This window comes from Streptomyces cinerochromogenes (genome assembly GCF_014648635.1).
Taxonomy (GTDB): Bacteria; Actinomycetota; Actinomycetes; order Streptomycetales; family Streptomycetaceae; genus Streptomyces; species Streptomyces cinerochromogenes.
In genome coordinates, this window is record NZ_BMRM01000022.1 from 62,724 (window position 1) to 84,501 (window position 21,778).

At 71.1% G+C, this 21,778-nt stretch carries 15 protein-coding genes; 8 read left to right on the forward strand and 7 right to left on the reverse strand.

What is annotated here, in order from left to right; translation table 11 throughout:
* Nucleotides 1-57: 57 nt before the first annotated feature.
* Entirely contained in the window at nucleotides 58-1,935 is a 1,878-nt protein-coding gene (locus IEZ20_RS33350; RefSeq protein ID WP_189305647.1) for a sialidase family protein, read from the forward strand.
* Here IEZ20_RS33350 and IEZ20_RS33355 read toward each other — a convergent pair.
* Nucleotides 1,885-2,952 carry a bile acid:sodium symporter family protein gene (locus tag IEZ20_RS33355; protein ID WP_189305649.1) on the reverse strand — a complete coding sequence of 356 codons (1,068 nt, stop codon included), beginning with the start codon at nucleotides 2,950-2,952 and terminating at the stop codon, nucleotides 1,885-1,887. The genes IEZ20_RS33350 and IEZ20_RS33355 overlap by 51 nt on opposite strands.
* A 144-nt stretch (nucleotides 2,953-3,096) precedes the next feature.
* Here IEZ20_RS33355 and IEZ20_RS33360 point away from each other — a divergent pair, with 144 nt between their 5' ends.
* Together IEZ20_RS33360 and IEZ20_RS33365 are read left to right on the forward strand one after the other, a co-directional pair.
* On the forward strand, nucleotides 3,097-3,966 hold the full coding sequence (locus IEZ20_RS33360; RefSeq protein WP_189305651.1) for a LysR substrate-binding domain-containing protein: 870 nt from the start codon (nucleotides 3,097-3,099) through the stop codon (nucleotides 3,964-3,966).
* Between the two features lie 339 nt (nucleotides 3,967-4,305).
* Nucleotides 4,306-6,135 carry an AMP-dependent synthetase/ligase gene (locus IEZ20_RS33365; protein WP_189305653.1) on the forward strand — a complete coding sequence of 610 codons (1,830 nt, stop codon included), beginning with the start codon at nucleotides 4,306-4,308 and terminating at the stop codon, nucleotides 6,133-6,135.
* A 12-nt stretch (nucleotides 6,136-6,147) separates the two neighbouring features.
* Here IEZ20_RS33365 and IEZ20_RS33370 read toward each other — a convergent pair whose 3' ends face one another.
* Nucleotides 6,148-6,936: a heparin lyase I family protein gene (locus IEZ20_RS33370; protein ID WP_189305655.1), complete on the reverse strand. Its 789-nt coding sequence runs from the start codon at nucleotides 6,934-6,936 to the stop codon at nucleotides 6,148-6,150.
* Between the two features lie 324 nt (nucleotides 6,937-7,260).
* Between IEZ20_RS33370 and IEZ20_RS33375 the strand changes: the two genes are divergently transcribed.
* Nucleotides 7,261-8,097, forward strand: a complete 837-nt coding sequence (locus IEZ20_RS33375; protein WP_189305657.1) for an aldo/keto reductase — start codon at nucleotides 7,261-7,263, stop codon at nucleotides 8,095-8,097.
* Between the two features lie 107 nt (nucleotides 8,098-8,204).
* On the opposite strand, the gene IEZ20_RS33380 is transcribed toward IEZ20_RS33375, so the two are convergent.
* Entirely contained in the window at nucleotides 8,205-8,816 is a 612-nt protein-coding gene (locus tag IEZ20_RS33380) for a hypothetical protein (RefSeq protein WP_189305659.1), read from the reverse strand.
* Nucleotides 8,817-9,025: 209 nt separating this feature from the next.
* Between IEZ20_RS33380 and IEZ20_RS33385 the strand changes: the two genes are divergently transcribed.
* Complete coding sequence (locus IEZ20_RS33385) at nucleotides 9,026-9,730, forward strand: glycoside hydrolase family 75 protein (protein WP_189305661.1); 705 nt, start codon at nucleotides 9,026-9,028, stop codon at nucleotides 9,728-9,730.
* Nucleotides 9,731-9,743: 13 nt separating this feature from the next.
* Here the strand turns inward: IEZ20_RS33385 and IEZ20_RS33390 are convergent, their stop codons facing one another.
* The 4 genes from IEZ20_RS33390 to IEZ20_RS33405 all read right to left on the reverse strand — a co-directional run bounded on the left by IEZ20_RS33390 (nucleotide 9,744) and on the right by IEZ20_RS33405 (nucleotide 15,023).
* Nucleotides 9,744-10,451: an SDR family oxidoreductase gene (locus tag IEZ20_RS33390; RefSeq protein ID WP_189305663.1), complete on the reverse strand. Its 708-nt coding sequence runs from the start codon at nucleotides 10,449-10,451 to the stop codon at nucleotides 9,744-9,746.
* A gap of 73 nt (nucleotides 10,452-10,524) precedes the next feature.
* The gene (locus tag IEZ20_RS33395; protein ID WP_189305665.1) at nucleotides 10,525-11,454 is read right to left on the reverse strand and encodes a class I SAM-dependent methyltransferase; all 930 of its coding nucleotides are present in this window, start codon (nucleotides 11,452-11,454) and stop codon (nucleotides 10,525-10,527) included.
* A 144-nt stretch (nucleotides 11,455-11,598) separates the two neighbouring features.
* Nucleotides 11,599-13,431 (reverse strand): glycoside hydrolase family 6 protein, encoded by a 1,833-nt coding sequence (locus IEZ20_RS33400; protein ID WP_189305667.1) that lies wholly within the window; start codon nucleotides 13,429-13,431, stop codon nucleotides 11,599-11,601.
* A gap of 116 nt (nucleotides 13,432-13,547) precedes the next feature.
* Nucleotides 13,548-15,023 carry a cellulose binding domain-containing protein gene (locus tag IEZ20_RS33405; RefSeq protein WP_189305669.1) on the reverse strand — a complete coding sequence of 492 codons (1,476 nt, stop codon included), beginning with the start codon at nucleotides 15,021-15,023 and terminating at the stop codon, nucleotides 13,548-13,550.
* A 262-nt stretch (nucleotides 15,024-15,285) separates the two neighbouring features.
* Here IEZ20_RS33405 and IEZ20_RS33410 point away from each other — a divergent pair, with 262 nt between their 5' ends.
* The 3 genes from IEZ20_RS33410 to IEZ20_RS33420 all read left to right on the forward strand — a co-directional run bounded on the left by IEZ20_RS33410 (nucleotide 15,286) and on the right by IEZ20_RS33420 (nucleotide 21,714).
* Nucleotides 15,286-18,198, forward strand: coding sequence for a glycoside hydrolase family 48 protein (locus IEZ20_RS33410; RefSeq protein ID WP_189305671.1), 2,913 nt, complete (start codon nucleotides 15,286-15,288; stop codon nucleotides 18,196-18,198).
* Between the two features lie 100 nt (nucleotides 18,199-18,298).
* Nucleotides 18,299-20,968: a cellulose binding domain-containing protein gene (locus IEZ20_RS33415; RefSeq protein WP_189305674.1), complete on the forward strand. Its 2,670-nt coding sequence runs from the start codon at nucleotides 18,299-18,301 to the stop codon at nucleotides 20,966-20,968.
* Between the two features lie 287 nt (nucleotides 20,969-21,255).
* Nucleotides 21,256-21,714, forward strand: a complete 459-nt coding sequence (locus IEZ20_RS33420) for a cyclic nucleotide-binding domain-containing protein (RefSeq protein WP_189305676.1) — start codon at nucleotides 21,256-21,258, stop codon at nucleotides 21,712-21,714.
* The last annotated feature ends 64 nt before the right edge of the window (nucleotides 21,715-21,778 follow it).

The following is a 21,778-nucleotide window of genomic DNA, read 5'->3' on the forward strand; positions in this document are numbered from 1 at the left end:
TTGGACGTGGGATGTCCGGATGTCCAGATGTCCGGCCGACGAAGGGCAGGTCGCACCGTGCCGTCATGTCTGCGGGTCCGTCTCAGATCATTGCCGGCCACCGCCGCCGCCACCGTCGCCGGCCTCCTCCTCGCCCTCGCCCCCGCCCATCCGGCCCATGCCCGACCGGCGGGCGGGAAAGCGGAGTTCGCGCAGCAGGTGCTGTTCAGGGCCGCCCAGGACCCCGGCTACGCGTGCTTCCGCATCCCGGCGGTCGTCCGGACGGCCGACGGCACGCTGCTGGCGTTCGCCGAGGGCCGGGTCCTCAACTGCGGGGACGCCGCCGACATCGACATCGTCCTCAAGCGCTCCACCGACGGCGGGCGCAGCTGGGGGCCGTTGCAGGTGGTCAACGAGGGCGCCGGCGACACCCACGGCAACCCGGCTCCGGTCGTGGACCGGGACACCGGCCGCATATGGCTCGCCGAGACCTACAACACGGGCCGCACCGACAGCGCCAGTTGCGCCGTCCCCTGCGACCGCACCCCGCATCTGCAGTACAGCGACGACGACGGCCTGAGCTGGTCGCGGCCGCGCGATCTGAGCCCGGAGATCCTGCCCGCCGACTGGAACTCCTGGTACGCCACCGGGCCCGTGCACGGCATCCAGCTCACCCGCGGCCGGTACGCGGGGCGCCTGCTCTTCGGGGTCAACACCGAGACCTGGAACGGCAGCAGGATCACCGCCAACCACGCGGCCCTGATCGTCAGCGACGACCACGGCGGCCACTGGCGGATCGGCGCCACCGACAGCTGGCCGGTCGCCGACGACGGCACCTTCCGGCAGAAGCCCTCCGAACTCACCCTCGCCGAGCGCGGGGACGGTTCGGTCCTGGTCAGCGGCCGGGAACAGGACGGCACCGACCTCGGCCACCGCACCCAGGCCGTCAGCCGCGACGGCGGCACGAGCTTCACCGCGCCCTTCCGCGACCTGCCCGGCCTGTACACCCCGCAGGTGCAGGGTTCGCTGCTGCGCCTCGGCGACCGCCTGCTGCTGGCCTGCCCCGGCGATCCCGACCGGCGCCGCACGATGATGGTCCGCTCCTCCTACGACGGCGGCCGGACCTGGGACAGCGTCGACCGCGGCACGGTCGTCACCACGGACTGGTCCGGCTACTCCGACCTGGTGCGCATCGGCTCCGGCACGGTCGGCCTGCTCTACGAGGGCGGCGCGGTGGACGCGCGCGACGAGATCCGCTTCGCCCGCTTCACCGAGGACTGGCTCGCCCCGCGCCGCGGCCCCGACCCGGTCACCGCCGACCTCGCCGCGCGCGCCCGCCCGGCGGCGGTGCTCGGCGACCCGGAGGAGGTGGACGGCGTCCTGGCAAGCGCCCTGGAGTTCGACGGCACCGACGACGCCGTACGCCTGCCGTACCGCGCCGGCCTGCCGCTGGGCACGAAGGACTTCACCGTGTCGCTGTGGTTCCGGTACACGGCGACCGCCGGGGAGCAGCCACTGCTGTGGATGGGCGGGACCGGCACCAGCCAGCCGCAGGTGTGGCTGCGCGGGGAACCGGCGAACAACCGGGTCCAGGGGCTGATCACCGTACGGAACGGAGCCGGCGCCCCGCAGACCGCGTACGTGCGCACGGGCGGTGCCTACAACGACGGAAAGTGGCACCAGGCCGTCCTGCGCCGAGGTGGCGGCCGGCTGTCGTTGTCCGTCGACGGTACGGCGTCCTCCGTCGCCGACGTCCCGGGCTCGGTGAGCCGGAACTCGCCGTTCGGCGTCCACCTCGGTCAGCGGATGGACAGCCGCGCCTTCCTCACCGGTGCGCTGGACGAGGTGCGCGTCTGGGACCGGGCGCTCACGGACGGGGAACTGGAGGACCCGGAGGTGCTGCGGTCACCGCAGGACACGGTGCTCCGGCTGCCCCTCGACCGGGTCCGCGGCTGACCCCCCGGGGGCGTCCGCGGCCGCCGCGGGATCGGCGTCCGTGGCCGCCTCGGGATCGCGGGCCCGGCGCTTGGCGATGACCGCGCACACCATCAGCTGCATCTGGTGGAAGAGCATCAGCGGCAGGACGGCCAGGGAGGCCTGGCCGCCGAACAGGACGCTCGCCATCGGCAGCCCGGAGGCGAGGGACTTCTTCGACCCGGCGAACTGGATGGCGATCCGGTCCTCGCGGCCGAAGCCCAGCGCCCTGGCGCCGTACCAGGTCAGGACCAGCATCACGGCCAGCAGGACGGCCTCGACGCCGAGCAGCCCGGCCAGCCGTACGGGACTGACCTGGTGCCACACGCCCCGGTTCATGCCCTCGCTGAAGGCGTTGTAGACGACCAGCAGGATCGAGCCGCGGTCGACGAGGCCGAGGACCTTCTTGTGCCGGGTGACGAACCCGCCGATCCAGCGCCGCAGCACCTGCCCGGCGAGGAACGGCACGAGCAGCTGGAGCACGATCTTCACCAGCGAGTCGGTCGAGAAGCCGACCTCCTCGCCGCCGAGCAGGCCCGCCGCGAGCAGCGGGGTGAGGACGATGCCGATGAGGGAGGAGAAGGACCCGGCGCAGATCGCGGCGGGCACGTTCCCGCGGGCGATCGAGGTGAACGCGATGGAGGACTGGATCGTGGACGGCACCAGCGTGAGGAAGAGCAGGCCCTGGTAGAGCGGCTGGTCCAGCAGGACCGGCACCGAAGCGCGCGCGGCCAGCCCGAACACCGGGAAGAGGACGAAGGTGCACACCAGCACGGTGAGGTGGAGCCGCCAGTGGCGCAGTCCGTCCAGCGCCTCACGGGTGGACAGCCGGGCGCCGTAGAGGAAGAAGAGGAAGGCGATCGCGGCCGTGGACGCGCCCGAGGTGACGTCGGCGGCGGCGCCGCGGGCGGGAAGGAGCGCGGCGAGACCCACCGTCCCGAGCAGCAGCACGATGTACGGGTCGATCGGCATCCAACTCGGCCAGCGCAGGCGTTTCACGGTGCTCCGATTGCTGTGGGTGACGGGCGGTCCCGGGCCGCAGGGCCCCTCTCCATCGTCCTCCTCCGGGCGCTGATCGGGAATCCCGCACACCGCTCTGACTGCCATCGTGATCCGCGATGAGCGCCGCTACGCTTGGCCGTCGTGTACGACCCCACCCATCTGCGCACCTTCCTGGCGGTCGCCCAGACGCTGAGCTTCACGCAGGCCGCCCGGCGGCTGGGGCTGCGCCAGTCCACGGTCAGCCAGCATGTGCGCCGGCTGGAGGACGCCGCCGGCCGGCAGCTGTTCTCCCGGGACACCCACTCGGTGGAGCTGACCGAGGACGGGGAGGCGATGCTGGGCTTCGCCCGCCGGATCCTGGAGGCGCACGAGCAGGCCGCGGCGTTCTTCACCGGCACGCGCGTGCGTGGCCGGCTGCGCTTCGGCGCCTCGGAGGACTTCGTGCTGACCCGGCTGCCGGAGATCCTGGAGGGCTTCCGCTACGACCATCCGGAGGTCGACCTGGAGCTGACGGTGGAGCTGTCGGGCACGCTGCACGAGCAGCTGGCCGCCGGAAAGCTCGACCTGGTGCTGGCCAAGCGGCGCCCGGAGGATCCGCGCGGCGAGCTGGTCTGGCGCGACGACCTGGTGTGGATCGGCGCCGAGCGGCTGCGCCTGGAACCGGACCGGCCTGTTCCGCTGATCGTGTACCCGCCGCCGGGCATCACCCGGGCCCGCGCCCTGGAGGTGCTGGAGGAGCAGGGCCGCCCGTGGCGGATCGTGTGCACGAGCGGCAGCCTCAACGGACTGATCGCCGCCGCCCGGGCCGGCCTCGGTGTGATGGCCCACTCCCGGCGGCTGATCCCGCCGGGCCTGTTCCGGCTGCCCGACCGCGCGGGCCTGCCGGATCTGGGCAAGGTCGACTTCGTCCTGGTCCACGGCCGCCGCCGGGGGCCGGCCGGGGAGGCCGCGCACGCGCTGGCCGCGGCGGTCCTGGCGGGCGGCGAGCGGCTGCGCCGCAGGAGCGGCTGACCCCGGGGCCCGCGATCCGCGCGGTCACCGCGGTAAGTCACCGCAGGCCGCGGTGCCGGAGCGGCCGGTGGCGCGCCGGAGCGCGGGGCAGGGGTTGCCCGGCGCGGTAATCGGCGCGTACAGATTCGGTGGAGATTACGGTACCGAAACTTACTGACCCGTCAGTATCGTGTCCGGCCCTTCCGCATGTGCGGGCATTTCAGGGGGGCCGTACAGGCGGAACGCGACGTTTGCTCGGTTTCCGCACCCCTCCCGCACACCGACCGGGTGGGGTAGCTTTCACCGCGCTGTGCGGTGATGGAGACCACGTCACTGAGGCGCGAGACACGGGGAGCGAGGTTGCGCGAGTTCACCAACCCTCCGCTGGCGTCGTCGCCGCCGCCGGTGGGCGGTCTGGCAGACGTCGTCTTCGACCATGCCCGGACCGACCCCCTGCACATCGCGCTCGGCCGCAAGGACGCCGCCGGACAGTGGCGGGACGTGACCTCCGCCGAGTTCCGCGACGAGGTCATGGCCCTCGCCAAGGGCCTGCTCGCCCGCGGTGTCCGGTTCGGCGACCGGGTCGCGATCATGTCCCGCACCCGCTACGAGTGGACCCTCTTCGACTTCGCCCTGTGGACCATCGGCGCCCAGGTGGTGCCCGTGTACCCCACCTCCTCCGCCGAGCAGTGCTTCTGGATGCTCCACGACGCCGAGGTCACCGCGGCGATCGTGGAGCACGAGGACCACGCGATGACCATCGCCACCGTCATCGACCGGCTGCCGAACCTGCGCCAGCTGTGGCAGCTGGACGCCGGCTGTGTGCAGGAGCTGTACGACGCCGGGGCGCACCTGGACGACGAGGTGGTGCACCGGCACCGGGAGGCGGTCACCCCGGACTCGGTCGCCACCGTCATCTACACCTCCGGCACCACGGGCCGCCCCAAGGGCTGTGTGATCTCGCACGGCAACTTCATGTTCGAGGCGGACACGGTGATCCAGCGCTGGGAGCCGGTGTTCCACTCGAAGAAGGGCGACGAGGCCTCCACGCTGCTGTTCCTGCCGCTGGCGCACGTCTTCGGGCGGATGGTGGAGATCGCCGCGATCCGCGGCCGGGTCCGCTTCGGGCACCAGCCGCAGCTGCACGCCGCCGCCCTGCTGCCGGATCTGGCCGCGTTCCGGCCGACGTTCATCCTCGCGGTGCCGTACATCTTCGAGAAGGTGTTCAACGCGGCCCGCCGCAAGGCCGAGAAGGAGGGCAAGGCCGGGCCGTTCGAGAAGGCCGTCGACATCGCCGTCAAGTACGCGGAGGCGGTCGAGGCGAAGGCCTGGGGCACCGGGCCCGGCCCGTCGGCGGGGCTGCGCATGCAGCACCAGCTGTTCGACAAGCTGGTGTACACGAAGGTCCGCGCCGCGATGGGCGGCCGGATCCGGAACGCGATGTCCGGCGGGTCGGCCATGGACCGCCGACTGGGGCTGTTCTTCGCGGGCGCGGGCGTGCAGATCTACGAGGGCTACGGCCTGACCGAGTCGACGGCCGCGGCGACGGCCAACCCGCCCGAGCGCACCCGCTACGGCACGGTGGGCCAGGCCATCCCGGGCGTGACCGTGCACATCGCGGACGACGGGGAGATCTGGCTGCACGGCGGCAACGTCTTCCAGGGCTACCTCAACAACCCGAAGGCCACGGACGAGACCCTGCACGACGGCTGGCTCGCCACCGGCGACCTCGGTTCCCTGGACGAGGACGGCTATCTGACCATCACCGGCCGCAAGAAGGAGATCCTGGTGACCTCCGGCGGCAAGAGCGTCTCGCCCGGTGTGCTGGAGGAGCGGGTCCGCGAACACCCCCTGGTCAACCAGTGCATCGTGGTCGGCAACGACCGCCCCTTCGTCGCCGCCCTGGTCACCCTGGACCAGGAGGCGGTCGAGCACTGGCTCCAGATGCGCGGCAAGCCGAGGCTGACCCCGGCCCAGCTGGTGCGCGACCCGGACCTGGAGACGGAGGTGCGGCGGGCGGTGGTCGCCGCCAACACCCTGGTCTCCCAGGCCGAGTCGATCCGCACCTTCCGCATCCTGGCCCAGCCGTTCACGGAGGAGCACGGACTGCTGACACCGTCGCTGAAGCTGAAGCGGAAGGCGATCGAGAAGGCGTACGCGAACGAGGTCGACGCGCTGTACGAGATGTGACCGGCCGTCTCCTCAGGCCAGTTGGTAGCCGCGCAGGCCGGTCAGCAGCAGATAGGTGTCCTGCAGGGAGCCGGAGGTGTCACCGAGGGAGCGGTAGATGCCCCACTTCGGGCGGACGCGGTCGGCGAGGAAGGTGTCGACACCGGTCCTGCTCTCGTCGACGACCGTCGTGGAGCCGGTCTTCAGGATCCAGCGGACGGAACCGGCCGAGCCGTCGCCGACCTTGATCTGGAAGTCCACGTCCGTCCACCTGTCGTGCAGCGGGTCGAGGTCGGTGCGGCCCACCAGGATGTCGTCGACGGCGAGCTTCAGCTCGATGGTCTGCCTGCCGTTCACCCGCCGCAGGGACTGCACGACGATCGGCGAGGTGCCGGTGCCCGGCTGCTTCATCTGCATGATGTGCGTGAAGGTGGTCGTCGCCTTCAGACTGGCGGGGATGTACATGGAGTACGTGATCCGCCAGGTCTGGCCCTCGGTCCACTTGAGGTAGCTGCTGCCGCTCGTGCGCAGTCCGGTGACCTCCTGCCGCTGGCGGTCGGTCGAGGTGTCCCGGTCGACCGTGTGCATGTCGAAGCGCCAGTTGTCGCCCGTGGCGCGGATGTGCGGCTGCCCGGCGGGGTGGGAGTTCGCGCGGTCGTCCTCGACGGTCTCGAACGCGCCGAGTCCGTCGCGGCTCGCGGACGGGGACCACTTGAGCCGCCAGGAGGCGGCACGGGCCGGCGTCGCCGCCGGCAGGCCGACGGCGGCGGAGGCCGCGCCGCCGAGAGCGGCACCCAGCAGGCCTCTTCTTGTCGCGTTCATGACATCACTCTCTTCGGTGGGGGACCCGGGCAGGAGGTGGCGGCCCCGGGGAGGGCCGGTTCACATGGGTGCACGAGGTTCAGTCATACGACCGGTGGCGCGATACAGGGTCGCGGCCCGGCGCGTACCGGTCAATGGCCCGGCCGGGAACGCCGGATACGTTTCCGGCCAAACTCGGCCCGCGGCACCGGCCCTCCGGCACTGACCCTCCGGCACTGACCCTCCGGTCAGTCGGTGCGGATTGCGCGATCAGGAATGCGGAACGGCCCGTGATCGTTGACCATGGGAGTACCACCTGTCGACAACCGAAGGATCAAGAGGCTCGTGAGCAGCAAGGTCCCCCCGATCATCCTCAACAACGGCGTCGAGATGCCCCAGCTGGGCTTCGGCGTCTGGCAGGTGCCGGACGACGAGGCCGAGCGGGCCGTCGCCACGGCGCTGGAGGCCGGGTACCGCAGCATCGACACCGCTGCGATCTACGGCAACGAAGAGGGCACCGGCAAGGCCATCGCCGCCTCCGGCCTGCCCCGCGAGGACATCTTCGTCACCACCAAGCTCTGGAACAGCGACCAGGGGTACGACTCGACGCTGCGTGCCTTCGACACGTCGCTGGAGAAGCTGGGGCTCGACTACGTCGACCTGTACCTGATCCACTGGCCGCTGCCGTCCCAGGACAGGTACGTCGACACCTACAAGGCGTTCGAGAAGCTGCTCGCCGACGGCCGGGTCCGCGCCATCGGCGTCTCCAACTTCCTGCCCGAGCACCTGCGGCGGCTGCTCGCGGAGACCTCGGTCGTCCCCGCGGTCAACCAGATCGAGCTGCACCCGCACCTGCAGCAGCACGAGGCGCGCGAGATCCACGCGCAGCAGGGCATCGCCACCGAGGCCTGGTCGCCGCTCGGCCAGGGCAAGGGCCTGCTGGAGGTGCCGGCGATCGTCGCGATCGCGCAGAAGCACAACCGCACCCCGGCCCAGATCGTGCTGCGCTGGCACCTCCAGCTGGGCAACATCGTGATCCCGAAGTCCGTGACGCCGTCCCGGATCAAGGAGAACATCGAGGTGTTCGACTTCAGCCTGGACGTCGAGGACCTCGCGGCGATCAGCGCGCTCAACGAGGACCGGCGGCTCGGCCCCGACCCGGCCACCTTCGACATGGCCTGACAGCCCGGCCCCGGCGACACCGCCCCGCGCCGCACACGGCCGTGCGCCCCGCCCGACCGCGGGCCGCACGGCCGTGCCATCGGCTCACCCCCCGGCGCCCGTCCGGCTCAGTCCAGGCGTACGTCCGCGTACACCACCTCGAACTCCTCCAGCCCGACGACGTCCAGGTGCGCCTTCGCCGACGCCTCGTGGCGCACGGTCGCCACGGCCGCGCGCGAGGCCGCCATGGAGGCGCGGTCGACGAACAGGGTGCCGGCCAGGGCCCGTCCCCGGTCGCGGTCGATCAGCAGGGCCGTCCTGGCCAGCCCGGGCAGCGACTCGGCCCTCGGCACCACCGTGGCCCGGAAGGTGTCGATGACCAGGTCCGCGTCGCGCGGGTCGAACTCCATTCTGGAAAAGCGCAGTCCGCCGCCCTGCCGCGGTGCCCTGACCTGGTGGAGCACCGCCGCCTCGTAGTTGGCGACCGACACGGTGCCCGCGAACGGTTCCAGCAGCGCCCCGCGCCGCTCCTGCATCACCTCGTCGCTGTGCCGCCGCTCCTCCTCGGTCTCCCACCAGCTCACCGCGAGGAGCTTGCCGAGTTCCCGGTCCGCGAACACGCCCGCCCCGCGGTATCCGGGGCGTTCCTCCAGCAGGTCCCGCCCCTCGCTGTTCAGTGACCGGACGGCCGTGTCGAGCAGCGCCGGGTCTCCGGTCGCGTACACCGCGCGTACGAACATGAGCCTCACCTCCGGGGTACGGGGACCGCCGAGACGGTGTCGGACATATCTGGATACATCCTGCCCGTCCAGTCTCTCCGGCCAGGCAATTCACCGCAATACGCACAGATTTCAGCCGTTCGCAACCCCAGGGTTGACGGAGGCATGGCGATGGGCCACGGTGGTGGCCACCCGGTAAGGAAACTTTCCTAACAGGAGGGTCCCCCCACGTGCGTCTTCGAACACTGACTCTCGCCGCGGCCTCCGGCACCGCCCTGCTCGCCGCGGGACTCCTGCCCGCCCACGCCTCCGCCGCCGCCCCCCGCTCCGCTCCCGGGTCCGCCCAGGAGGGCACGGTCAGCGCCGCCGACCTGCTCGCCAAGGTGACGTCCTGTTCGCAGATCTCCAACGGCAAGTACAAGACCGACGACGAGACATCGGCCACGGTCCCCGTGTGCGGCAAGAACGGCGCGGTGTTCTGGAAGGCCGACATGGACATCGACTGCGACGGCCAGCGCACCACCAACTGCAACGAGGACCGCGACCCCTGGTACCAGGACGACACCGCCTTCCACCAGTCCGACGGCAAGCCGCTGAAGGCGGAGACCCTGCCGTACGTCGTGGTGCCCAGCACCAGCAGCATCTGGAACTACACGAACGCCGGCATCAAGGGCGGCGGCGTGGTCGCGGTCATCTACAACAACAAGGTCGAGTACGCCGTCGTCGGTGACACCGGCCCCTCGAAGATCATCGGCGAGGCGTCGTACGCGACCGCCAAGGCACTCGGCATAGACCCCGACCCGGAGACCGGCGGCACCGACTCGGGCGTGACCTACATCCTGTTCAAGAACTCCAAGGTCACCCCCATCGAGAGCCACAGCGCCGCGGTCTCCCTCGGCGACCAGCTGGCCAAGCAGTTCATCGCCGCCAACTGAGGCGAGATCTACGTCAGTTGGGCTGGCCCAACGGGCGTATGACGACGGTGTTGACGTCGACCCCGGCCGGCTGCCGGATCGCCCAGACGACCGAGTCGGCGATCTGGTCGGCGGTGAGGAGATGCCCCGGGGGCAGGCTGCCGAGCCCGTCCCAGAACGGCGTCTCCACCCGGCCGGGGGCGACCAGCGTCACGCCGATCCCGAAGTCCGTGACCTGGCGCCGGGTGTTCTCGGCCAGCCCGGTGATCGCCCACTTGGTGGCGCCGTAGAGATTGCCCGGGCCGTTCACGAACCCGGCGACGCTGCCGACGAGGACGATCCGGCCGCCCGACTCCTTCAGCGCCTCCACGGAGGCCCGGATGAGCAGGGCCGGCCCGAGGACGTTGGTGAGCACCATGTCGGGCCAGCCGGCCGGGTCACCCTCGGCGACGGTGTCGTGGGTGGCGAAGCCGGCGTTGGCGACGACGGTGTCCAGCCGGCCGAACGCCGTGAGCGTGCGGTCGACCGCGTCCTGGACGTCCGCGAAGGCCGCCGCGTCACCGGCCACCGTCCGCAGTTCCTCCGGATTCCCGAGTCCGTCGGCGAAGTCCCGCAGCCGCCGCTCGGTGCGCCCGGTGACGGTGACCCGCCACCCGGCGTCCAGCAGCTGCCGGGCGACGGCCGCGCCGATCCCGGTGCCTCCGCCGGTGATGAGCGCGACCGGAGCGTTGTTCGTGGTCATGTACGGCCCCCTGTGGTGTCGGTGATCGCAGGGAGTCCATCACTTGGAGAGCACTCCAGGTCAAGTGTCCGCGTCACCCCCGGCGGACGGCCGTGTGCACGGTGTACGCGCCCAGCACGAACACGTCGGGCCGGACGTGCACGCTCGCCGGGTCGGACGGGTCCAGCAGCCGGTCGAGGGTGGCGCGGTCCTCGGCGTCCAGGGCGTCCCCGACGCCCTCGCGCAGCCGGGACAGGTGAGCGGCGACGTAGGCGCGCGCCCGGTCGCCGGCGGGGGCGGGCAGGTCGAGCAGGAAGGTCCGGGTGCGGGTGTGCTTGAGGCCGGCGGAGGTCAGCAGGGCGGGCCAGTCCTCGGTCTCGGCGACCGAGCCCGGCAGCTCGGCGCGCATCCGGGCGAACCACTCCTCCTCCAGCGCGTCCATCCGCGCCTGGAGGCCGGGGCGGCCGATGCCGATGTCCCGGGGCAGGAAGCGGGAGGGCAGACCGCCCTCCAGGAGGGCGAGGGTGCCGCCGGGGGCGAGCCGCGCGGCGAACGCGGCGAGCGCGGCCCGCTGGTCACCGAGGTGGTGCAGGCTGCGGCCGGCCCACAGCAGGTCCGCCGGGTAGTCCAACTCCTCCAGCACACCGGGCAGTTCTCCGGCGAGGGTGTCGAAGCGATCAGCCACGCCCTGGCGGGCGGCCCGGGCGCGGGCGCGCTCCAGCAGCGGCGCGGTGGCGTCGACGGCGACGACCCGGGCCCCGGGGAACGCCTCGGCGAACAGGCAGGAGACCACTCCGGGACCGCTGCCCGCGTCCACGATCAGCCCCGGCTCGGTCACCTCCTGTCCGAGCCAGGCCATGGCCCGTTCGTAGACCGGGCTGAACAGTTCCGCCTGCGACTCCAGCAGGGGGCCCATCTCGTTCCAGTCGATGTCCGTGCCGTGCCCGTGCCGGTGTCCGTGCCGGTGTCCGTGCCCGTGTCCGTGCTCGTGCTCGTGCTCGTGCTCGCGGTGGTCGTGCGCCATGGTGATCAGCCTCTCTTCCGGGTGCCGTCAGGGTGCGACGGCACACCGGGCGGAGGCCACTTCCGTTGCCGTTCCGGCAAAGCGGGATGCCGTGTCCGCCGGGGCCCGGGCGGGTGGCACCCGGGTCCCGGCGGGGTCACCGCGTCAGGACAGCGGCGGGTAGGCGTTCTGCATCAGCTGCTGGAACTGGGTGGAGAACCAGTGCCCGGCCAGCGGTGCGTTCGGCAGCGCGCCGCTGGGGTTGTTGCCGTTGCGGGCGTTGCCGCCGTAGGTCGGGTCGCACATCCGGTCGAAGCCCTTGCCCTCGTCGTTGTCGATGGCGGAGCTGGCTCCGTCCGACTCCCCCGGGGGCTTGATCCACACGTAGGCGTCGATCCCCGCCGCCGGGGCCGCGGTCGGCCGTTCGCCGAGGCCGGCACCGTTCTGGTTGCACCAGTTGCCGGCGTGGACGCGCCGGTCGATGCGGCTGCCGTTGACGTAGTCGTCGACGGAGGTCAGCGGGCCGGACTTGGTGGGCCGGGCGGAGCCGCCCCAGCCGTTGCGGGAGGTGTCGATCAGCATGCCGAGGTTGCTGTTGAACCCGGCCGAGACCAGCTTGTCGCGCAGCGCCTGGGCGAAGGACTGCTCGTCCACGTACTGGTTCCAGTCGACCCACTTCGACTGGCGCACGGTCTGCCCGTTGACGCTGTCGGTGACCTTGAAGTACGGCTCCTTGGTGGCGCCGTAGTTGGCCGTGTTGACGATGAAGCCGGTCACGTCGCTCGGGCTCGCGCCGTTGGTGGTGGCGACCTTGTAGAACTCCTGGACGGTGGGCCCGAGGTTGGAGTCCCAGCCGAGCCAGGCGTGGTGGCCGGCGTCGATGTAGTTGTAGACGTTCGGGATGGCGCCCAGCTTGTCCAGGGCGTAGCTGACGCCCTTCTCGTAGTTGCCGTTGGACTTCATGGTCGCGCAGGCGTCGGTGCTGCCGGCGGTGCCGCCCGCGTTGGTGACCAGGTTGGGCAGCGAGTCCGGTTCGATGACGGTGGCGATCCGCAGGCCCGCGTACTTGGCGTCGGAGAGGATCGACGCGATCGGGTCGATGTACTGGGTCTTGTACTTGTCGATGTCGTTCGGCCCCAGTTCGCCGTTGGAGGCGAGGGCGGAGCAGTCGCGGCCGGGCAGATCGTAGATGACCAGCTGGACGACCAGCTCGCCGGAGCCCTTCTGCTTCAGTGCCTCGTCCAGGTGGGCGCGCAGGCCCATGCCGCCGTTGACGCCGTTGATGGCGGCGATCCGGTCGAGCCAGACCGCGGTGGGCTGGTTGGCGACACGGCTGCCGCCCGGCTCGGCGGCGGCCTTGGCCGACCACTCGGGGTTCACGTAGCCCTTGGCGCCGGCGTAGGGGTTGTCGGCGCGGCTGCCGGTGCCCCCGTCGCCTCCGCCGCCGGTGCTGCCACCGGTGCTGCCTCCCGTGTCTCCACCGGTGCTGCCACCGGTGCTGCCACCGGTGCTGCCTCCCGTGTCTCCGCCCGTGCTGCCCCCGGTGCTGCCGCCGGTGCTGCCCCCGGTGCCGCCGTCGACGTTGCAGGTGACGCCGTCGAGCGTGAACGTGGCGGGGACGGAGTTGGTTCCGCTGTAGGAGCCGTTGAAGCCGAAGCTGACCGTGCCGCCGGTCGCGAGCGTGCCGTTGTAGCTCTCGTTGGCGGCGGTGACCGCGGTACCGCTCTGGGTGATCTTCGCGCTCCAGCCGCTGGTGACCTTCTGGGTGCCGCCGAACGTCCACTTCAGCGCCCAGCTCGACTTGGCGGCGCCGTTGTTGGTGAGGGTCACGGCGGCGGTGAAGCCGGTGTCCCACTGGCTCTGGATCTTGTAGTCGACGACGCAGGGCGCGGCGGCGGCGGAGGCGGAGCCGGAGGGCAGGGCCGCGAACGCCGTGCCGGAGGCGCCGGCGAGAAGCCCCAGGGCCACCAGCAGTGTGGTGTGGGTGGTACGACTCATGAGTGCGGGTTCCTTCGGTGTTCCGTTGGGATCTACGGGTCGGATCTATGGATATATGGGTCGGATCTATGGGTTGGGCCCATGGGCCGGTCTACGGATCGATCCACGGGTCGGGTCTACGGGTTGAGGGCGCGCAGGTGGTCGCGCAGCCCGATGCCGTACGCGGTGGGCGTGCCGTCGTAGGCGGAGATCAGGGACGGCCCGGAGGAGCAGTCCCAGGTGTTCCAGGTCCAGCCCAGGTACGACAGGTTCCGGTCGTCGAACCACTTCATGACCTGGTCGGTGAACCCGTGCGCGCAGGTGTTCTCACCGATCTCCCCGGCGACCAGCGGCACCTGGGCGGCCACCGGGGCGAGCGTGGAGTTCCAGCAGCTCTCGGTCGAGCAGGTGTTGAAGTTGTAGACGTGGTACGCGGCGGCGAGATTGCCGGCCGGGTCTGTGGGCCGGTACGTGGTCCACTGGCTGAGGTCGTTCGCGTACGCGAGCCCGCCGGCCATGATGACGTTCTCGGCGCCGGTGGCCCGGATGCTGTCCACGAGGTCCTGCATGCCGGCGACCTCGTAGGAGATCCCGGGGCAGGTGCCGCCGTCCCGCCAGCACTTCCAGGCGTCCGTGGTGCCGGCGGTCGCCCGGTCCGGGTAGGGCTCGTTGAACAGGTCGAACACGGTCGCCCGGTCGTCCTTGAAGGTGTTCGCCACCGACGCCCAGAACGCGGGGGCGTACCGCATGTCGGGCATCGGTTTCTGACAGGTGGCGTGCACGTCGGAGCAGCCGGCCGAGTTCCCGGTGTACTGGCCGTAGGACCAGTGCAGTTCGACGATCGGGGTCATGCCGTGCGCCTCGACGCGAGCCACCAGGTCCTTGACGGCGGCGATGTAGTTCGCACCGCCGTACTCGGGCTTGATGTTCGAAAGGCCCAGCCAGCACTCCTCGTTGAGCGGGATGCGGACGGCGTCGGCCTTCCAGTCGGCGATCGCCTTGATCGCCGCGTCGTCCACCGGGCCGTCCCAGATGCCGTAGCCCTGCACGCACATGAACTCGCCGCCGGAGCGGTTGACGCCGAGCAGGCGACGGGTCCTGCCGCCCGCGTCGGCGAACTTGTTGCCGGAGACGTGCAGGGCGGGCGCGGTGCCGCCGGCCGGGGGCGGGTCGGTCGGCGGCGGGTCGGTCGGCTCGCTGTCGACGTTGCAGGTGGTGCCGTTGAGCTTGAACACGGCGGGCGCGGTGTTGCCGCCCGACCAGGAGGCGAGGAACCCGGCGCTGACGCTCGCGCCGGTGCCGAGCGTGCCGTTCCAGCTCTCGTTGGCCGCGGTCACGGTGGTGCCGGACTGGGACCACGCGGCGTTCCAGCCCTGGGTGACCTTCTGCCCGCCGGCGAGGTCGAAGGTGAGTTTCCAACCGCTCAGCGCGGTCCGGTTGTTGGTGATCTTCACTGAGCCCTGGAAGCCGCCGTCCCACTGGCTGGTGACGGCGTACTCCACCGTGCACGCGGGCGTGGCCGCCTGGGCCGAGACCGCCGGGGCGAGCACGCTCGACGCGAGCGCGGCCGCCCCGACGACGGCTAAAAGTACTGAACGCGGGGGGTGTCGCATGAGCGACTCCTTGCAGTGTGGCGCGCCGTGACGGACGCGTCGACTGAACGGAATCGCTCCCACTGGTGCGAGTGAAGGTAGCGCCAAGTGGCTCGAATGCCCAGGGGAGTTGCTTGACTTTTCCGCAACCGGATCCGTCGAATCTTTTCGACTCTTCAAGCACCTTGACCGCCCCTGGCCCCGTCCCCACTATGGGAGCGCTCCCACTGGTTCAAGCCTTGACTTCTCCCCGAGCCGCCTGCCCGCAAGGAGGAACCAGCACATGGATCCCGGACGCAAACGCAGAACGGTGCGCCGGCTGTGGACCGCGGTGGCCGCCGCGTTCGCCCTGCCCCTGTCGATGGTCGCCACCGGAAACACCGCCGCCCACGCGGCGTCCGTGCAGTGCAGCGTCGACTACAAGACCAACGACTGGGGTTCGGGCTTCACGGCCGACCTCACGATCACCAACCGCGGCACGGACACCATCGACGGCTGGACGCTGACGTACGCCTACTCGGGCAACCAGAAGCTGACGAGCGGCTGGAACGGCACCTGGTCGCAGTCCGGCCAGACGGTCACCGCGAAGAACGCCTCGTACAACGGCACCATCGCGGCGGGCGCCGCCGTCTCCACCGGTGCCCAGTTCACCTACAGCGGCACCAACACCGCCCCCACCTCCTTCGCCGTCAACGGCACCACCTGCGCCGGCGCCCACCAGCCGCCGGTGACCGTGCTGACCAGCCCGAGCGCGGGCGCGGTCTACTCGCAGGGGCAGGCGGTGCCGCTCGCGGCGACCGCGGCGGCGGCCGACAACGCGACCATCAGCAAGGTGGAGTTCTACGACGACACCACGCTGCTGGGCACGGACACGAGCGCGCCGTACTCCCTCTCGGCCTCCAGCTTGTCCGTGGGCAGTCATTCCCTGGTGGCGAAGGCGTACGACAGCCTGGGCGCGTCCGCCGCCTCCACCCCGGTCGGCATCACCGTCGCCTCCGGCCCCGCCGTGGTCGCCTCGCCGGGCCAGCTCGGCGTGCAGCAGGGCAAGTCGGGCACCTTCGCGGTGAAGCTGTCGACGCAGCCGAGCGCGAACGTCACCGTGAGCACGGCCCGCACGGACGGCAACACCGGCCTGTCCGTGACCGGTGGCTCCTCGCTGACCTTCACCCCGTCGAACTGGAACACCGCGCAGACGGTGACCATCACGGCGGACTCCTCCGGCACCGGCAGCGCGACCTTCACCGCCTCGGCCACCGGCCACACCAAGGCGACGGTCACGGTCACCGAGCTGCCCGCGTCGAAGGCGTACGACGCCCGTTTCCTGGACCTCTACGGGAAGATCACCAACCCGGCGAACGGCTACTTCTCCCCCGAGGGCATCCCGTACCACTCGGTGGAGACGCTGATCGTCGAGGCCCCGGACCAGGGCCACGAGACCACCTCGGAGGCGTACAGCTACCTTCTCTGGCTCCAGGCGATGTACGGCAAGGTCACCGGTGACTGGTCGAAGTTCAACGGCGCGTGGGACCTCATGGAGAAGTACATGATCCCCACGCACGCCGACCAGCCGACCAACTCCTTCTACAACGCCTCCAAGCCGGCGACGTACGCCCCCGAGCTGGACACGCCGAACGAGTACCCGGCGAAGCTGGACACCTCGGTGTCCGTGGGCCCGGACCCGATCGCCGGTGAGCTGAAGTCGGCCTACGGCACGGACGACGTCTACGGCATGCACTGGATCCAGGACGTGGACAACGTCTACGGCTACGGGAACGAGCCCGGCAAGTGCGAGGCCGGCCCCACGGCCACCGGACCGTCGTACATCAACACCTTCCAGCGCGGTGCGCAGGAATCCGTCTGGGAGACCGTCCCGCAGCCGACCTGCGACGCCTTCAAGTACGGCGGCAAGAACGGCTACCTGGACCTGTTCACCGGCGACAGCTCCTACGCCAAGCAGTGGAAGTACACCGACGCCCCGGACGCGGACGCGCGCGCGGTGCAGGCCGCCTACTGGGCCGACGTGTGGGCGAAGGCGCAGGGCAAGGGCGGTGACGTGTCCGGGACGGTCGCCAAGGCCGCGAAGATGGGCGACTACCTCCGGTACGCGATGTACGACAAGTACTTCAAGAAGATCGGCAACTGCACCAGCCCGTCCTGCCCGGCCGGCACCGGCAAGGACGCCTCGCACTACCTGCTGTCCTGGTACTACGCCTGGGGCGGCGCCACCGACACCTCCTCCGGCTGGGCCTGGCGGATCGGCTCCAGCCATGTCCACGGCGGCTACCAGAACCCCCTCGCCGCCTACGCGCTCAGCTCCTACGCCGACCTGAAGCCCAAGTCGTCGACGGGTGCCACCGACTGGGGCAAGTCGCTCCAGCGGCAGCTGGAGTTCTACCAGTGGCTCCAGTCCTCCGAGGGCGCCATCGCGGGCGGCGCGACCAACAGCTGGCAGGGCCGGTACGCAAGCCCGCCGGCCGGCGCGTCGACCTTCTACGGCATGTACTACGACTGGCAGCCCGTCTACCACGACCCGCCGTCCAACCAGTGGTTCGGCTTCCAGGCGTGGTCGATGGAGCGGGTCGCCGAGTACTACCAGCAGACCGGGAACGCCCAGGCCAAGGCGGTCCTCGACAAGTGGGTGAAGTGGGCGCTGTCCAAGACCACGATCAACCCGGACGGCACCTACCGGATCCCCTCCACCCTCCAGTGGTCGGGCCAGCCCGACACCTGGAACGCGTCGAACCCCGGCTCCAACAGCGGACTGCACGTCACCGTCGCCGACTACACCGACGACGTCGGCGTGGCCGCCGCGTACGCCAAGACCCTGACGTACTACGCCGCCAAGTCCGGTGACAGCGCCGCCAAGTCCACGGCGAAGGCGCTGCTGGACGGCATGTGGAACAACTACCAGGACAGCCTCGGCATCGCCGTCCCCGAGACCCGCGCCGACTACAGCCGGTTCGGTGACAGCGTGTACGTGCCGAGCGGCTGGACCGGCACCATGCCGAACGGCGACGCGATCAACTCCTCGTCCACGTTCTCCTCGCTCCGGTCCTTCTACAAGAGCGACCCCAACTGGTCGAAGATCGAGGCCTACCTCAAGGGCGGCGCCGCGCCCGTCTTCACGTACCACCGGTTCTGGGCCGAGGCGGACATCGCCCTGGCCATGGGCTCGTACGCGGAGCTTCTCGAATAACCAGTCCCCGCCAAGGCTCCGTGTACCGCGACGGGCGGCCCCCACTCGCACTGGGGGCCGCCCCGTCGTCGCGCGTTCCCCTCCAGGAAGGACCCCCACCGTGCGAAGAACCCGTATCCTCACCGCCGTGCTGGCCCTCGCCGCGGGGCTGCTCGCCGGCACCCCGCCCGCACTGGCCGCCGGCACCCCGAAGACGGCCCTCGCCGCCGACACGTACACCTGGAAGAACGCCCGGATCGACGGCGGCGGCTTCGTCCCCGGGATCGTCTTCAACCGCTCCGAGAAGAACCTCGTGTACGCCCGCACCGACATCGGCGGCGCCTACCGCTGGCAGGAGTCGACGAAGAGCTGGACCCCGCTGCTGGACTCGGTCGGCTGGAACGAGTGGGGCCACACCGGGGTGGTGAGCCTGGCCTCCGACCAGGTCGACCCGGACCGGGTGTACGCGGCCGTCGGGACGTACACCAACAGCTGGGATCCGACGAACGGCGCGGTGCTGCGCTCCGCCGACCGGGGCGCGAGCTGGCAGAAGGCGGACCTGCCGTTCAAGCTGGGCGGCAACATGCCCGGCCGGGGCATGGGCGAGCGGCTGGCGATCGACCCGCACCAAAACAGCGTGCTGTACCTGGGCGCGCCCAGCGGCAAGGGCCTGTGGCGGTCGACGGACTCCGGGGCGACCTGGTCGCAGGTGACGAACTTCCCCAACCCCGGCACCTACCGGCAGGACCCGAGCGACACGACGGGGTACGCGAGCGACAACCAGGGCATCGTGTGGGTCACCTTCGACGAGTCGACGGGGTCGGCCGGGAGCGCGACGAAGACGATCTACGTCGGGGTCGCCGACAAGGACAACGCCGTCTACCGCTCCACGGACGCGGGCGCCACCTGGACCCGGCTGGCCGGGCAGCCCACGGGTCACCTGGCGCACAAGGGCGTCCTCGACGCCGAGAACGGCTACCTGTACCTCGCCTACAGCGACAAGGGCGGCCCCTACGACGGCGGCAAGGGCCGGCTGTGGCGGTACGCGACGGCGACCGGCACCTGGACGGACATCAGCCCGGTCGCGGAGGCCGACACCTCCTACGGCTTCAGCGGACTGACCGTCGACCGGCAGCACCCGGGCACGGTGATGGCGACGGCGTACAGCTCCTGGTGGCCGGACACGCAGATCTTCCGCTCCACCGACAGCGGCGGCACCTGGACGAAGGCCTGGGACTACACGTCGTACCCCAACCGCTCGAACCGGTACACCGTCGACGTGTCCTCCTCCCCCTGGCTGACCTTCGGCGCGAACCCGTCCCCGCCCGAACAGACGCCGAAACTGGGGTGGATGACCGAGTCCCTGGAGATCGACCCCTTCGACTCCGGCCGGATGATGTACGGGACGGGCGCGACGATCTACGGCACCGAGAACCTGTCCGCGTGGGACAGCGGCGGCACCTTCACGGTGAAGCCGATGGTGCGGGGCCTGGAGGAGACGGCGGTCAACGACCTCGCGGCACCCCCCTCCGGCGGCGCCCGGCTGTTCAGCGCCCTCGGTGACATCGGCGGCTTCCGGCACACCGACCTCACCGAGGTGCCGTCGATGATGTACACCTCCCCCACCTTCACCACGACCACCAGCCTGGACTTCGCCGAGTCCGACCCGGACACGGTCGTCCGCGTGGGCGACCTCGACTCCGGGCCGCACATCGCGTTCTCGACGGACAACGGCGCCGACTGGTTCGCGGGCACGGACCCCCCGGGGGTCAGCGGGGGCGGCACGGTGGCGGCCGCGTCCGACGGCAGCCGGTTCGTGTGGAGCCCGGCCGGCGCGGGTGTGCAGTACACGACGGGCTTCGGTACCTCCTGGTCGGCGTCGAGCGGCATCCCGTCCGGCGCGATCGTGGAGTCGGACCGGGTCGACCCGAAGACCTTCTACGGCTTCAGGTCCGGGAAGTTCTACGTCAGTACCGACGGCGGCGCGACCTTCACCGCCTCCTCGGCGACGGGCCTGCCGAGCGGTGACAGCGTGCGCTTCAAGGCGCTGCCCGGCACCAAGGGCGACATCTGGCTGGCGGGCGGTGCCGCGGACGGGGCGTACGGCCTGTGGCACTCCACGGACGGCGGCGCGAGCTTCACCAGGCTGCCGGGCGTCGAGCAGGCCGACACGATCGGTTTCGGCAAGGCCGCGACCGGAGCCTCGTACCAGACGCTGTACACCAGCGCCAGGATCGGCGGGGTGCGCGGCATCTTCCGGTCCACGGACAAGGGCGCGACCTGGACGCGCATCAACGACGACGCCCACCAGTGGGGCTGGACGGGCACCGCGATCACCGGCGACCCGCGGGTCTACGGCCGCGTGTACATCGCGACCAACGGCCGGGGCGTGATCTACGGCGACACCTCCGACACGAGCGGCGGGGGCGGAGGCGGTGACGGTGGTACGACACCGGATCCGACCCCGGCCGGCGCCTGCGCGGTGACCTACAAGATCACCAACCAGTGGTCGGACGGCTTCCAGGCGGACGTACAGCTCACCAACACCGGCTCGACGACCTGGAACGGCTGGTCCCTCGGCTGGTCCTTCCCGAACGGCCAGAAGGTCGCCCAGCTGTGGAACGCCGGCTTCACCCAGTCGGGGCCCGCGGTGACGGTGAAGAACGCGAGCTGGAACGGCACGGTGGCGGCGGGCTCCTCGGTGGCGTTCGGCTTCACCGGGAGCCGGTCGGGTGCGAACGGGAAGCCGGCCTCGTTCGAGCTGGGCGGGAAGACCTGCACGGCCTCCTGACCCCTCTGGTGCTCCGACGGTTCCCGTGGTGTGCTGGTAGGAGCGGGAAGGACGCGTTCGACCACGCGGAGAAGCGGCCGACTGCCGTGCACCGCGCAATCCGGATCCGCGAGAAGCGGGTGGCGCCCTTCCCGTTCCCTTCCTCCGTCCTCGCCCGGCCCTTCTTCGTGTGCTCCCGTGTCCCCGGGCCGAAGGGTCCCCGGCCCCGGGCCCATGCGACCCATGGTGGCGGGCGCCCGGCGCGACCAGGGTGGGGGGCAGGAGCCACCAGGAAGGGAGCCGGAGCGATGACCTCCGCCACCACCATGACCCAAGCCCTGCCGGCCGGCCGGCGCGAACCGCTGATGTGCCTCGCCCGCGAGGTCTCGTTCGAGGCCGGCACCCGGCTGTTCGAGGAGGGCCGGCGCGCCGACCGCTTCTGGATCGTACGCACCGGCACCGTGGCCCTCGACGCGCGGGTGCCCGGCCGCCGGCCCGCCGTCATCCTGACCCTCGGCCACGGCGAACTCCTCGGCCGGTCCTGGCACTTCCCGCCGTACCTGTGGCAGCTCGGCGCCGAGGCGACGAGTCCGGTCCGGGCCTGGGAGTTCGACGCCGGCTCCGTGCGCGCGCTGTGCGCCGCGGACCCCGGGTTCGGCCGGACGATCGCGGTGTGGGTCGGCCGGGTGGCCGCCGAGCGGCTGCACGCCTCCCGGGTCCGGCTGCTCGATCTCTACGCCCCCTACGGCAGCGGCGGCCTGGTCTGACCGCCGTGTCCGCGCCCGACGCGAGGGGGCCGGCCCGCACAGGACCCGGGTGGGGCCGTCCGGC

Excerpts from the sequence above, each read along its gene's own strand:
- IEZ20_RS33370 (WP_189305655.1), bottom strand. The coding sequence starts at position 6,936 with ATGAACGCGACAAGAAGAGGCCTGCTGGGTGCCGCTCTCGGCGGCGCG.
- IEZ20_RS33380 (WP_189305659.1), bottom strand. The coding sequence starts at position 8,816 with ATGTTCGTACGCGCGGTGTACGCGACCGGAGACCCGGCGCTGCTCGAC.
- IEZ20_RS33390 (WP_189305663.1), bottom strand. The coding sequence starts at position 10,451 with ATGACCACGAACAACGCTCCGGTCGCGCTCATCACCGGCGGAGGCACC.
- IEZ20_RS33395 (WP_189305665.1), bottom strand. The coding sequence starts at position 11,454 with ATGGCGCACGACCACCGCGAGCACGAGCACGAGCACGAGCACGGACAC.
- IEZ20_RS33400 (WP_189305667.1), bottom strand. The coding sequence starts at position 13,431 with ATGAGTCGTACCACCCACACCACACTGCTGGTGGCCCTGGGGCTTCTC.
- IEZ20_RS33405 (WP_189305669.1), bottom strand. The coding sequence starts at position 15,023 with ATGCGACACCCCCCGCGTTCAGTACTTTTAGCCGTCGTCGGGGCGGCC.
- IEZ20_RS33410 (WP_189305671.1), top strand. The coding sequence starts at position 15,286 with ATGGATCCCGGACGCAAACGCAGAACGGTGCGCCGGCTGTGGACCGCG.
- IEZ20_RS33420 (WP_189305676.1), top strand. The coding sequence starts at position 21,256 with ATGACCTCCGCCACCACCATGACCCAAGCCCTGCCGGCCGGCCGGCGC.